The 14,308-nt window shown below is 62.0% G+C and carries 8 protein-coding genes; all 8 read left to right on the forward strand.

Translation table 11 applies throughout. The features are described from left to right. The first annotated feature begins 9 nt into the window (after nt 1–9). Entirely contained in the window at nt 10–1,272 is a 1,263-nt protein-coding gene (locus ETAA8_RS00565) for a DUF1552 domain-containing protein (protein ID WP_238397650.1), read from the forward strand. A 99-nt stretch (nt 1,273–1,371) separates the two neighbouring features. Then, the gene (locus tag ETAA8_RS00570; RefSeq protein WP_202921473.1) at nt 1,372–2,844 is read left to right on the forward strand and encodes a DUF1501 domain-containing protein; all 1,473 of its coding nucleotides are present in this window, start codon (nt 1,372–1,374) and stop codon (nt 2,842–2,844) included. Nucleotides 2,845–2,946: 102 nt separating this feature from the next. Next, on the forward strand, nt 2,947–4,794 hold the full coding sequence (locus ETAA8_RS00575; RefSeq protein ID WP_202921474.1) for a PQQ-binding-like beta-propeller repeat protein: 1,848 nt from the start codon (nt 2,947–2,949) through the stop codon (nt 4,792–4,794). 12 nt (nt 4,795–4,806) lie between these two features. After that, the gene (locus ETAA8_RS00580) at nt 4,807–7,383 is read left to right on the forward strand and encodes a DUF1592 domain-containing protein (RefSeq protein ID WP_145083344.1); all 2,577 of its coding nucleotides are present in this window, start codon (nt 4,807–4,809) and stop codon (nt 7,381–7,383) included. A gap of 14 nt (nt 7,384–7,397) precedes the next feature. After that, nucleotides 7,398–8,717 carry a DUF1552 domain-containing protein gene (locus ETAA8_RS00585; RefSeq protein WP_145083347.1) on the forward strand — a complete coding sequence of 440 codons (1,320 nt, stop codon included), beginning with the start codon at nt 7,398–7,400 and terminating at the stop codon, nt 8,715–8,717. A gap of 108 nt (nt 8,718–8,825) precedes the next feature. Continuing rightward, a complete protein-coding gene (locus ETAA8_RS00590) occupies nt 8,826–9,767 on the forward strand; it encodes a hypothetical protein (RefSeq protein WP_145083350.1) in 942 nt (313 codons plus the stop codon). A 72-nt stretch (nt 9,768–9,839) separates the two neighbouring features. After that, a complete protein-coding gene (locus tag ETAA8_RS00595; RefSeq protein ID WP_145083353.1) occupies nt 9,840–12,563 on the forward strand; it encodes a PSD1 and planctomycete cytochrome C domain-containing protein in 2,724 nt (907 codons plus the stop codon). A gap of 64 nt (nt 12,564–12,627) precedes the next feature. Beyond that, nucleotides 12,628–14,019: a DUF1501 domain-containing protein gene (locus tag ETAA8_RS00600; protein WP_145083356.1), complete on the forward strand. Its 1,392-nt coding sequence runs from the start codon at nt 12,628–12,630 to the stop codon at nt 14,017–14,019. Nucleotides 14,020–14,308 lie beyond the last annotated feature (289 nt).

A 14,308-nucleotide genomic window follows, 5' to 3' on the forward strand; every position in this document is an offset into this window, starting at 1 on the left:
TTTGTCTTCGTGGTTGAGAGCAACGGTGTGCGGCCGGAGCAGATTTCGCCAGTGGGGCTAAAACGGGACTCGCGACAGGAGCGTCCGGGCGCGCCGGGTGACTACGTGGATGTGTCGCTCGCCGATCGCGAATTGCAATTCTCGCTCGAACCGCTCAAGCCATGGAAAGATAAGCTGACGATCGTCCAGGGGTTGTCGGGGCGCGTGTGCGGTGGTGGGCATTCGAACAATTTTCAAGCACTCGGAGCATTCGGCGGCGGTCGCGCTAATGGCGGCGAAAGCATGGCCGTGCTCGGCGAAACGATCGACGGCGCGCTGGCCAAAACTATCCCCGGCATCTTCCCGCACATCGGCCTGGGAATGTCGAAGCGAGTGGAAAACAACGTGATCTACAACATCTCGGCCCTGGAAAAGGACCGCCCGCTGCCGACGATGTGCAAGCCCGATCAGGCCTACGCGGCCCTGTTCGGCAGCGTCGCCAATGGAGCCGCCAAGGAGGAATTTGCGGCGAAGAACAACCTGCTCGACTTCCTCCGCCGCGACATCAAGAAGGTGCAGGGCGAGTTGGTCGGACAGGAACGCGAGCAATTCGACGCCTATCTCGAATCTTTCGAGACTCTCCGCAACCGTCAAAGCCGCCTCAACGAGATCGAGCACACGCTCCGTGAGAAAGGTCCGGCGCCGACCGACAAGTACACATCCGCGGTCGAAACGGACCGGCTGGATGCCCAGTTCGATATCGGCGCCGCGTCCCTTATCTGCGGCTTGACCAATGTGCTCACTCTTTCATCGGCCGCCGGCATCCGCGATTTCGACGTCACTTTCAAAGGCTTGGGCATCAACTTGGACAAGCACTCTATTGGCCACGGTGGCACCTATGAGGGCAAGAAGTGGGACGAACTATACAACATCATCCGCCGCTACCACATGGATCTGATCGCCGGCCTGGTCAAGAAGCTGGAGGCGGTTCCGGAAGGGGACGGCACGATGATGGACAACACAGTCATCCTCTACCTCAGTGACGGCGCCGAAGCCCATCACAGCCGCTGCTGGGAATGGCCGATGGTCATGATCGGCAATATGAACGGCAAGCTGAAGACAGGCCGCTACGTCGATTACCCAGGCTACGGCCACAAGGGGCACCGCACCACGGCCAACATGTACGTCACGTTGCTGCAACTCGCCGGCTCGCAGCGGACCAGCTTCGGCATGGCTGATCCCAACCTCAAGGATCTCGACCAGCACGGCCCGTTGGAAGAGCTACTGGTGTAGCTGCGCCGATCGGGCCGGCGATTGCCATGCGTCGTCCGCATGGCTGCTCGCCGTCGTTACCGTCACTTTGGAAGTGGTATCTGCGCAAAGGGAGCGGTCATGCTCAGCGTCGTCGAGCGATCACGGCGGGATTTTCTGCGAATCGGAACCCTCGGCATCGGCGGCGTGACGCTGGCCGATGTGCTCGGGCAGACAACTCGCGCCGGCGAAACGAAGTCGTCGTTCGTCCGTGACAAGTCGATCGTCCTTTTGTTCCTGGCGGGAGGACCCAGCCAGCACGAAACATTCGATCCGAAACCGGACGGTTTTGACAGTTTTACGAGTGTTGCAGGTCACATCCCGACCGCACTGCCGGGCGTGCGGTTCGCCTCGTACTTCCCGAAGCTCGCCGAACGGGCCGACCGGCTCACGATCGTGCGGTCGCTCGTCGCCAAGACGGCCAACCATGCCAAGGCTTCGAAAAACATGCTGACCGGCGGCATCGAGGACCCGATTAACAGCACGGAAGGGGGCGCGGTCATCAACCCCAGCATTGGCTCGCTCCTCGCTCAGGTTCGCGGGGCCAACGATCCGCGAAGCGGCATGCCGAGCTACGCATTCATTCCGCCGGTATTCAAGGCGGTCAATGGTCTCAAGATTTCGGGCGTTAACCCCGGCGTGGAATCGGCCGTTCTGGGCAGTGGTCCTGGACAACTCGGCGCGGCCTTCGCTCCGTTCAATCCGCTCGGTTCCAACGGCAAGAAAGGGGAGCCCGATGGCGGATGGGTCGAGTTGCTGAAGCCGCGACTACCGACAGACAGGCTTGATTCGCGGCGCGGCTTACTCAGCGAATTCGACCGCCTGCGGAGGCAACTGGACGGCAACTCATCGTTCCGCGATCTCGATTCGATGCAGCAACAGGCGTACGAGGTACTGCTGGGCGGAGCGATTCGCCAGGCCCTCGATCTGTCGCAGGAAGACCGGCGCGTCATCGCGGCCTATGACACCAGCCACTGTCCGATTTACGGCTGGGGGAAGGACAATCGCTGGGAGACGGAAGGACCTTCGACGGGCTTTCCTCTTGGTGAGCAGATGCTGCTGGCACGACGGCTGTGCGAAGCGGGGAGCAGGTTCGTGACCGTCGTGCATTCCAACTGGGACATGCATGGCGGCGAAGCGATCTGGGGTCTCAAGACGGGAATGGACATCTTGGCGCCGCCGGTGGACCACGCGGTCGCCGCCTTCTTGGACGACACCGCACAACGCGGCCAGTCGGATGAGATTCTACTGGTGGTCGTCGGCGAGTTTGGCCGCACGCCGAGCATCAACAAGAACGCCGGTCGCGATCACAACCCGAACGCGGGCGTGATCTTGTTCGCTGGTGGCGGCCTGAAACACGGCCAGGTGATCGGCGAAACCGACACTCGCGGCGGCCGCGTCGAATGCGATCCCGTTGGAGTCGACGACCTGACCGCAACTTTGATGCACTACCTATTCGATCTGGGCCAGCTCCGCATCAGTCGCGAAGTCTCACCGGCCTTGAAACGAATCGCGCTCGACCATGGTACGCCGATTCGAGCGTTGATATCGTGACCGGGGTCTTATGAAATGCGGGTCCAACATATGAGACGTCTAGGTCGGGTGTTCCTAATTTTGTGCTTGGCAGTGGGTGCCCGTTGGGCTCGGGGGCAAGAATTGCCCCCGCCGAAAGTGCTGGCGACTTCGGGTGAGTATCAGATCGCGACGCTGAAGCTCGAAGGAGGCGGCGAAGGGGGAACTGACCTGCCGCTGTTCCTGAGTTTCCGCAACGGCCAAGGAGCCGCGGTTTGGTTTGCCGCTTCGCAACGCAAGGACGCCCATCGCATCTGGATTGAAACGAATTCGCTGCAGCTAAGCGGCGACAAGTTGCAAGGCGACTTGAATGGCCGGTTGGTCAAGGTGTGGGCTCCAATCGCGGATACGGGAACGTTGAGCCTGACGCTCTCCGCCACCGTCGAACGCGGGCAGGTCGCCGGTACGTTCAACGGGAAGATCGGAGCGGCGAATGTCTTCGGGAAGCTGGCCGGCTCGGTGCTGACGGCCGCGCAACTGCGGGAACGGAATTCGGTCGCGCGGGAGGCGGGCTGGCCGACCTACTTCGCGGCTCCGGGCGGAGCGACGAACGCCGGTCCGTTGGCCGACGATCTGGCGAAGGCTCGGCCGCAGTGGAAGGCCGAGGAGTCGCTGCCGTGCATGTGGGGCAAGGGGCCGGAGGATCGCTATCCGCATCGCGCTTGCATGACCGGGTGTGCGGGTGGAGCATCCAGTCCCGTCATCGCCGACGGTCGCGTTTTCGTCTACTTCTACCGCCCCTCCGGGACGATCGGCGCGGCGCCGCTGCCATATGGCGCCGGCGCTCCGAAAGTCGCGTCGGAAGCGGACGTGCTCGAATTCGCGAAGAAGCACACGCCGAGCCCGCACGGTCACCGCGCGATGATCGACTGGTATCGCCCGTTCGCGGACGACATCGTGGTGGCGTTCGACGCCGCGACCGGTCAGACGCTGTGGCGCACCGAGTTGCCTGATCGGTCCGGCAACATGCAGGCTCACAAGTGGCGCGGCCTGAACCCGACGCCGACGGTCGCACATGGCAAAGTGTTCGCGCAGGGCTACGGAGGCTACGTCTATGCGCTGGACGCCGCGACCGGCAAGCTCGCCTGGGAATACGGTGCGGCCGCGACGAAGCTGATCGGCAAAGGGGGCGGGCCGAGCGGCACGGGTCCGCTGGTGTCGGGCAACGTCGTGGTCGTCGCGATCGGCGGTTCGACAATCGGGCTTGATGCGACCTCCGGCCGCGAGGTTTGGAAGTCCCCCGGCCAGCACGCGCTGCTGTGGCGCTCCGCTGGCGGCGAACAGTTGATCGTCTTCGCGGCCGACAAGCTGCCGTTCGAGAAAGTCGAGTGCCTCGAACCGGCCACCGGGAAACGCCTCTGGTCGCAGCCAATCCGATTCTTCTCCGGGATGGGGTATTCGCCGACGGGCGCGATGGCCCAGATCGCCGGCGACTTGCTGATCGGTTTCGCTCCGCCGTCCGACCCGCAAGCGAAGCCAAGCGGCGGCGTGCCTCAAGCGTGGAAGCTGTCGGCGATCGGCGCGGAAAAAGCGTGGCAAGGTGAGTTCCTGCCGAACGACGAAAACATGCCGGTGACGCTCGGCAAGGACCGGGCCTACGTGATGGGGCGCGAGGAGATTCGCGCGTACGAACTGTCTTCTGGCAAGCTGCTCGGCTCTCTGCAGGGAAAGGACGCGTTCCCCGGTCTGCACGGTCCCGGCAGCAATCCGTGGTTGGCGGTGGTCGGCAACCGGCTGTTGCTGAACCCCGAAGGCCAGCACGGCGGCCAAGCTTTTATGCTGCTCGATCTGGACCTAAAGCCGCTGAGCGCCTGGCACCCGCCGCATCCGTCGGACAGTGCCTACGCCTGCATGGCAGCCATCTCGCCAGTCGTCGACGGCCGCATCTTCGTGCGTGGTCACGACGGTCTGTATTGCTACGACCTGCGGTAGGAGCATGGGCCCATGACCAAGTCGAATAGTGTGGTGCCGATGCTCTCTTGGCTGTGTATCAGCCTGTGGCTTGCTTCCGTCCAGGCAGAGTCGCCGGCATTCGACCGCACTATCCAGCCGTTGCTGGCGAAGCACTGCGTCGAATGTCACGGGGCGGAAAAGCCGAAGGCCGACATCCGGCTCGACGGGCCGGTTCCGAACTTGGTCGATGCCAAGACGCGGGAGCGGTGGGAAAAGGTCTACGCGATGCTCGTCCGCGGCGAGATGCCGCCGAGCGAAAAGCCGAAACTCACCACGGACGAGTTGGAAACGCTGACAAAGTGGATTCGCCAAGAGGTCGAACGCGGCGTGCTCGCCGATCGCGGCGGCGCGGGGCGGACTACCATGCGGCGGCTGACGCGAGTCGAATACGCGCGGCTGCTCCAGGATGTGCTCGGGTTGCATTTCGCCAACGTGCCACTCCAACTGCATGAGAAGCTGCCGAACGACCCGCAGAATCCGACGCCCGTTAACGACGGCGATCTGCTCACGTTTCAAAGCCTGCATTTGAAGACGTACGTCGAACTGGCCGAGCGGGCCGTCACGGCGACGCTCGCCACGGAGGAGCGACCGCGGCCGTTTGAATATCGGATCGAGGCTCGGGGACTCACCCCGTCGACCATTTACGCGACCCACCGGGGATTCCTCAGCAAGTTCCCGCCGCTGGACAACAACAAGACGCGGCTCGCGCCAGTTACGATCGGTTCGGCCGATTGCACGCCGGACGGCGCGGTGCGGCTGCCGCCGATCTTTCGCGTCGACAACTATCTGGGGCGCGACAAGATCAACGTCGGCTCGTGGTATATCTCGCTGCCGTACTTCGAGCCGCATGGCGTGCTGCACCTCCGCATTCGGGCCGGCGCGGTGTTTCCTTCGGGCGAAGGAGCCCCGATCCTCCGCGTGTCGCTTTACAACAACGTCGACAACGAACGGTTCGGCAAGCAGGTCGCGTCGTTCCCGGTCACGAACCCGGCCGACTCGCTGCGCGATTTCGACGTGGAGATTCCGTTCGACCTGATCGACTTTCCCTACGTGTTGTTTCAGCGTTCGAAGCACGTTTCGGTGCGGATCACGAACGACTACATGCCGATCGCAGACCGCGGCCCGCCTCCGTCCGGCGAAAAGGGAAAGCCCGCGCCGCCGTGGCCGTGGGACGAGCCGCAGCTTGTCATCGACCACGTCGAAGTCACGGGGTCGGGAGCCGGCGACTGGCCTCCGCGTCGGCATCGCGAGTTGCTCGCGGCCGGCGATGGCATAGAAAACGAACGAGATCGCGCGGGGGCGATTCTGGCGAGCGTGGCGGCGAAAGCGTGGCGGCGGCGAGTGGAAAAGGACGAACTCGCGCCGTTCGTTGCGCTCTACGAGAAACGTCGTATCGCCGGCGACAATCGCGATGCGGCGCTGCAGCAACCGCTGACGGCTGTGCTCACATCGCCGTTTGCGCTCTACGCCGTCGAACGCAAGTCCGAGCAGATCACGCCGCTCAGCGGGATCGAGCTGGCGAATCGGCTGTCGTTGTTCCTCTGGGGAACCGGGCCGGATCGCGAGTTGCTGGAACTAGCTAACGACAGTCGAGGTACGCTTCGCGATAAACAAATCCTCGCCGCGCAGGTCGAACGAATGCTCAACGACCCGCGCAGCCATGTGTTCACCGAGGACTTCGTCCGACGCTTGCTCTCGCTGGATCGTGTCGAAACCGATCCAATCGAATTCAACCTCGTCCAGAAAACATTCCACAGCCACCAAGTAGCCGCACTCCGCGAAGAACGACTGAAAAACGATCTTGCGCTCGAGCCAGTTCGGTTCTTCGAGCACCTATTGAAGGAAAACCGCTCGCTCTACGAGCTGATTGGCAGCGAGCAGCTTGTCGTGAATGACCGGCTAGCCCGCTACTACGGCATCGACGAGCCGGCTGGCGCCGACTTCCGCCCGGTCGCCGCGCCGCCCGATCGCTGCGCGGGCTGGCTGACGATGGCGGGCGTACTGGCCGCCGCGTCGCGGGGAAACAAGGAGTCGACGATCCTCCGCGGCGTCTATCTGCTCGACCGCATCCTGGGCGAATCATCCGGCACGCCGCCGGGCAACGTCGAACCGCTCGAAGTTCAAGCCAAGGCCGACGCGAAGCGCCGCCAATTAACGATACGCGAACAGGTGAAGCTGCACACGTCCCTCAACACCTGTCAGCTTTGCCATCGCAAGATCGACCCGCTCGGTTTCGTCTGGACGGACTTCGATTACCTCGGCCAGAAGATCGTGCCCAAGCCCGATAAGCCCTTGGACCTGAATTGCTCCGGCACATTTCCCGACGGTCGCTCGTTCGCGAATCTCGACGAATTCGCGTCACTGCTGCGCGGCAAATCAACGACCGATCGCTACCAGTTCGGCGAAGTGCTGATCCGCAGCCTCACCCGTTACGCCCTCGGCCGGCAATTGACGTTGCATGACGACCCACTGATCGCCGACCTTGTTGCCGCCGCTCGTCGTGACGGCTGGCGGTTACGGAATGTGATTATTTCGATTGTGCTCAGTAAGTCTTTTAACCAGGGATAACAAAGGCACCACCCATGCTCAGTCGCCGTAATCTCCTCAAAGCTGCCGGAGTCTGCCTGCCGCTGCCGTGGCTCGAATCGTTCGCCGCCGAAAAGGCGGCCAATGCGCCACCCGGTCGCGCCGTGTTTTTCATGGTACCCAGCGGCGTGAATATGTGGCGCTGGCATCCGAAAGACTTCGGTCGCGATTACACGCTGAGCAGCACGCTGGACGCGCTCGGACCGTTTCGCGATGAACTGACGATCTTCTCCGGCCTGGAGCACGCCAAGGGCGCCGGCGGCGGGCACTACGAAGTCGGCGTCTGGCTGACCGGCAACGAGAAGTACAAGAGCAAAGATGGCCCGGTCGAACCGAACACGATTTCCATCGACCAACACGTCGCTCGCGCCATTGGCGGGCGGGCGCGAATTCAAAGCCTCGTGCTGAGTGCTCCCGGCGGCACGGTAACTACGTCGTTCGATGCGAAGGGAGCCCCCGTCAGCGCCGAGAATAACCTGCGGCGATTGTTTGGAGAATTGTTTGGTTCCCCCGATGTTCTCGCGCGGCTCGAACGCCGGTCGAGCGTCCTCGATCTCGTCGGCCAGCAGGCGAAGGGGCTCGCGAAGCAGCTCGGCAAGAACGATCGCGAGCGGTTCGACGACTACCTGCAAAGCGTCCGCGACGTCGAGAGCCGGCTGCAGGCCGACCGCGGCTACTTTGCGTCGCGTCCGCTGCCGATCTCCGAGAGCGAATTGAAACTCGACGTCGATCCGCAAATGCAACGGCAGGATTATTTCGATTCGATGCTCTCGCTGGTCGCGTTGGCGCTGCAGAGCGACCAGTCGCGGATCGTCTCGCTGTTGGCGTGCGGTTCCGGTCACGAATTCTTCGGCAAGTGGCCCGAGTTCGGCAACGACCTGCATCACCGCGCTTCGCACGCCACGAACTTCGACACGGAAGAGCAGAAGCCGAAGGATTACTCCTTCCTGGAAAGCGTCGACAAGTGGTTCATCGCTCGGCTCGCCCGGTTCCTGCAACGGCTGTCGGAGACTAAGGAAGGGGACTCGACGCTACTCGCCAACACGATGGTCCTCTACGGCGGCGGCATGAGTTGGACGCACAATCCGTCGAACCTGCCGATGCTGCTCGCCGGCGGCAGCCACCTGGGCATCAAGCACGGCAGCCACTTGCGGTTCAACCCGCACAAGGACGCGACGGGCAAGACGGACAAGTCGATCAAGCCGGCCGAGACGACCGTGTGCGACGTGCTGCGGACTATGTCCGAGCGTCTGGGCGTTTCGGCGGAGGGCTTCGGCGACAGCCGGCGGGTAGTGAGCGAGCTGTTGCTCGGATGACGAGCCGCCAAGCAATCCGCTCGTCGAACCGCCAGCATCGGATGCGTTACTCAAACCGAATTCCCCCTGAGAGCGGAAGATCACGGTTCAAACGAAAAAGAAAGTCACATGACAAAGACACTTTGGATAATCACTCTGTTTCTCGTCTTCGTGTTTGCCGACCTGGCCAGCGCCCAGTCCCTGCCGCCACTGAAATCGGGCGAAGAGCTGAAGCCGCTTGAAGGGAAGTGGCATGTGTTGCTTGCGCAGCGGAACCACAAAAATCTGGCTGAGCGCGAACCGACGATGCACGGCTCCAAGGTGACGATTGGCGCGAAGGAGTTGGAATGGGGACCGAATCCCGACGGCAAGCCATGGTTGGTCGCCGAGTGCAAGCTCGCGCCGCTGCCCGAGGCCGACGCGAAGAAGACGCCGCGCGATCCCAACGAACTGCTGTGCGTCACAACCGGCAGTGAAAGCCCCAATGACGGTGTCGAGCGATTCGCACGCTGGAAGCAGACCGATTACGGCGTCGTGTTTTTCTGTATCCACATCGCCGACCAGAACTGGCCCACCCCGAATCATAAGAACGGCTATCACGGCTGGGGAGCGGGGACGATGCTGCTGGTTCTCACACGCGACGCCGTCCCGCTGCATCAGCCCGCAGACCCGGCCAAGGACGCAAAGCGGATGCCCGACAAGTGGCAACTGCTGACGGAACTCGACGATTCGCAGGCGAATCGCACGGCACCGGGCGGCCTCGTGGAAATCAACGCCGACCGCGTGTTGAAGATCGACGGTCGCGGCAAGCCACAGATGTCTGGTCCGTATCAATTGCGAGCCGCTGCCGGGCAGCCCGGGCGAATGGACATCACGTTGAGCGAACACGGCATGTCGTTCGGTCGCTGCCCGAGCCTCTATAGCTTCTGCGGCGACGACTTGCTGTTCATCGTCTATCCTGAGAGCGGCTGGAAGCGGGACCTCCCCGAAGCCGATCGCCAGCCACCATCCGCGCTGCAATCGGATGGCGACCGTAACATGTGGATATTGCGAAGATCGTCAAGTAAGTAGGGATGTGTTGGACACTTGCCGTAGCAGATGTGAATTCTCATTGCCGCGTGACGAAACTTGACGGACCTACCCATGGCCATACGAATCATCCGCTCATTCTTGTTCGCGTCGATAATCTGCATCGGGCATGTGCCATTATTTGCCGCCGAACCGGCTGCGGCAGACGTCGAGTTCTTTGAGCAGCGCATTCGTCCGGTGTTGGTCGAACATTGTTACTCGTGTCATTCGACGGACGCCAAGCAGCAGAAGAAATTGAAGGGGGGGCTGTTGCTCGACACGCGCGACGGCAGCCGTACCGGGGGTGAAACGGGCCCCGCCGTGGTGCCGAACGACGTCGGTCGCAGCCTGCTGGTTGCGGCGCTGCGGCATCAAGGTGGCCTGGAAATGCCGCCTTCGGGAAAGTTGCCGGACACGGTGATCGCGGATTTTGTGAAGTGGATCGAATTGGGCGCCGCCGATCCCCGCGACAGCTCAACCGCGAAATCCGCCGCGATCAACTGGGAAGCCGCCAAACGTCACTGGGCGTTTCAACCGCCGCAGCGACATGCTGCGCCGGCTGTGAAAAATAAGGCCTGGCCGAAAACAGAGATCGACTATTTCGTGCTCGCGGCGCTCGAAGCGAAGGGGCTGCGCCCGACGCCTCCCGCCGCGAAACGAACCTGGTTGCGGCGAGTGACGTTCGACTTGATCGGCCTGCCACCTACTGCCGAGGAACGGAGCGATTTCGAGCACGACAACTCGCCACAGGCGACGGCGAAAGCGATCGATCGGCTGCTCGCATCGCCGCATTACGGCGAACGCTGGGCGCGGCACTGGCTCGACGTTGCGCGTTACGCGGACGACAAAGCGCTCGCCTTCGTGAACCCTTGGCCGCATTCGTATCGATATCGTGATTGGGTCGTCCGCGCGTTGGCGGAGGATCTGCCGTACGATGAATTCCTGCGGTTGCAATTGGCGGGCGATCTGCTCCCCGGTCCTGTGGACGATTACACGCGGCGGCTCGCCGGTCTGGGCTTCCAAGGATTGGGGGCCGTTTATCACAAAGGCAATGTGGGCGAGCAGGTGAAAGCGGACGAGATCGACGACCGAGTCGACACGCTCACTCGCGGGTTGCTCGGTCTGACCGTCGCTTGTGCTCGCTGCCACGATCACAAGTACGACCCCATCCCGACGCGCGATTACTATTCGCTTGCCTCCGCGTACAACGGCGCCGGCTGGGACGAAGTGCAACTCGCCTCGCACGACGACATCGCGCGCTATCAATCGTGGGACAAAGCGGCGAAAGAAAAGCAAGCACAACTGAACCAGTGGTTGGAAGCTCGTGGCCGCGACATTGGCCGCGTCGCATTGAAAGACGCGGAACGGCTGCTGTTGGTGGCGTGGCAAATGCGAATCCTGCAGCTCCACAAAGTTTCGTTCGACGAAACGAAACTCGCCGACCAAGAACAGTTGCCGCCGTTGTTCTTAAGCCGCTGCCGCAAGTTTGTCGAAACGATCAGTAGCGGCAAACCACCCGCGCCGTTCGCGGAATGGGCAGGCGTGATCGCCGAGGAGTCGAAGCAGCCTATGATCGAGGGAACCAACGCGTTCATCTCCGATCGTCTGCGCGAAGCCACCGCCAAACTAGTTCGCGAAATCAACGAGGCGCTGGCGGTTCGCGACAAATCAGAAAAGCTCAACACGGCTCAAGACGCACTGCTGAAAGCCAGTTGGCTCGACGGCAAGGCGCCGTTTGCGGTGAGCGCGAAGGAGGCGGCCGATTTGCTTTCGCCGGAACAGAAGCAGGACCACGTTTCCCAGCAAGCGGCGATCGCCGCCCACGCGAAGCTCGCGCCGCCGCAGCCTCCCCGAGCGCATGGCGTGACCGGCGGCGGCGGACCGATGAAAGTTTTCATTCGCGGCAATGTGCTGCGGCCCGGCGACGTGGCTCCGCCCGGCTTCTTGCAAATCCTCAGTTCCGCCTCGGACACGCCCCGTTCGCCGGAAAAATTCACGCGGCTCGATTTGGCGCACGCGATCGCTTCCCGTGACAACCCACTGACAGCACGCGTGATCGTCAACCGGGTGTGGCAGCAACATTTCGGCCGTGGGCTCGTCGCCACTCCCAGCAACTTCGGACATCTCGGCGAACGGCCAACGCACCCTGAACTGCTCGATACGCTGGCCGTGCACTTCATGGACGCGGGTTGGTCGTTGAAGTGGTTGCACCGCGAGATTCTCAATTCCTCGACATACCAACTGGCGGCCGATTACGACGGCCAATCCGCCGCCGTCGATCCGGACAACCGCTGGCTGTGGCGCTTCTCGCCGCGGCGATTGGAGATCGAAGGTTGGCGCGACGCCGTGTTGGCAACTTCCGGGCGGCTCGACCGGACGCTCGACGGGCCTTCGACGAGCCTCGCCGAACCGGCTCATGTGCGCCGCACGTTGTATGGCAAGATCAGCCGCTTGGAACCGGACAAGCTGCTAGTGGCGTTCGACTTTCCGGACGCGAATGTGTCGAGCGAACAGCGGCACACCACCATCGTTCCGCAGCAGCAGTTGTTTGTGTTGAACAGCGAGTTCATGGCGACCAGCGCCCGCGAATTCGCAGCCCGGATCGAACGCTCCAGCCCGGACGAGGCGAGTCGCATTGCGTGGAGTTACCGCGAAGCGTTTGGCCGATCCCCCACAGCGGATGAAGCTGCGGCAGCGCTGACGTTTGTCCGCTCGACCTTGGCTGATGATAAACAGAGCGCTTGGCAACAATTGGCCCACGCCTTGTTAGCGGCGAATGAGTTCACTTGGATTGAATGACTGTTTTCATGTGGTGACCTGCGCGGCGACGCTGCCGCTCGTCCAACCCTACACGGAGCTTCCAATGTTTTTCACGCGACGCGAAGCCTTGCAACGCATGGGAACGGGCCTTGGCGTCCTCGGACTCGCTGGCCTGTGCGGTGACCGTGAATCGATTGCGGCCAATCCGCTGACGCTCAAGCAGCCGCATTTTCGGCCGCGAGCGAAACACATCATTCACCTCTACATGAACGGCGGCCCGTCGCAGGTGGACACGTTCGATCCCAAGCCCGCGCTCACGACTCATGCGGGCCAGCGACCGGCGAGCACCGCCGAATTGAAAACGGAGAACGGCACCGGCGGGTTGCGACCGTCGCCCTTCAAATTTCCGAAACGTGGCCAATCCGGTTTGGAGATTAGCGAATTGTACGCCGAAACCGGCCGCTTCGCCGACGATCTCTGTGTTATCCGTTCGATGTACACTGATATTCCCAACCACGAACCGTCCATGTTCATGATGAATAGCGGCCATGTGCAGGCGATTCGCCCGTCATATGGTTCGTGGCTGCTATATGGCTTGGGCACGGAGAATGAAAGCCTCCCCGGCTACGTAGTGCTCAGCCCCGGTCTGCCGGTGAACGGCGCGGCGAATTGGAGCAATCGGTTTTTGCCCGGCGTGTATCAAGGTTGCCATCTGAATTTGCCGGTCGACTTTCGTCCGCAGCAAGTGCTGCCGCATTTGGAAAATGGCCAGCTCTCGGCCACTTCGCAACGACGTCAACTCGACTTCATCCAACAAATGAACGCCCAACATCGCACCACACGCGAGAAGGAAGACCCGCTCGACGCCCGCATCGCTTCGTTTGAACTCGCGTTTCGGATGCAGGCCGCTGCGCCGGAAGCATTCGCGTGGCGGACGGAACCCGAGTCCGTGCAAAGACTCTATCACGGTACGGACGGAAAGATGAACGGTTTCGGCGCAAGCTGCCTGCTGGCCCGGCGGCTGGTCGAACGCGGAGTACGAGTCGTGCAAATTTACTCCGGCGCGGGGCAACCGTGGGATACGCATGGCAACAACGACGGCCAGCACAAGCAGTTGGCCGCGGCGTCTGATCGTTCGATCGCTGGGCTGCTGGCCGATCTGAAACAGCGCGGCCTGCTAGAAGAAACGCTGGTTCTGTGGGGCGGCGAATTCGGCCGCACTCCGGCGTCGCAAGGCAATGACGGCCGCGATCACAACCATTGGGGTTTTTCCGTGTGGCTCGCCGGCGGGGGCGTGCGCGGCGGCTTGGCTTACGGCGCGACCGACGAGTTCGGTTTCAAGGCGGTGGAAAAACGAGTTCACCCCCACGACCTGCACGCCACCATGCTGCACCTCATGGGCCTCGATCACGAACGTCTCACCTACCGCTACGGCGGCCGCGATTTCCGTTTGACTGATGTTTCGGGGACGGTGATCCAAGAGATTTTGGCCTGAACGAAACTGCGTCCCATTCATCGAAACTATAAGGGTGAGGCGAGAATACTGACTTGAGACATGTCAAAACCCGCAGGGTCACGCACTTATTCAAGCTAGGGAGCCTGTTTCTTCATAAGCCTGAAGCGCGAGCGAAGGAACCACGTCCATTCCTTCGCTTGCGCTTCAGGCTTGTAAAAAGCCCAGACCGCAAATTGAACAATTGCGCAGCCCTGTCAAAACCCGTCCCAAAGTTGAAACACGTAACGTGTTGTACGAAAATGAATGAGATTGCATTCAATTTAGGCTC

The sequence above is a fragment of the Anatilimnocola aggregata genome (assembly GCF_007747655.1).
Classification (GTDB): Bacteria; Planctomycetota; Planctomycetia; order Pirellulales; family Pirellulaceae; genus Anatilimnocola; species Anatilimnocola aggregata.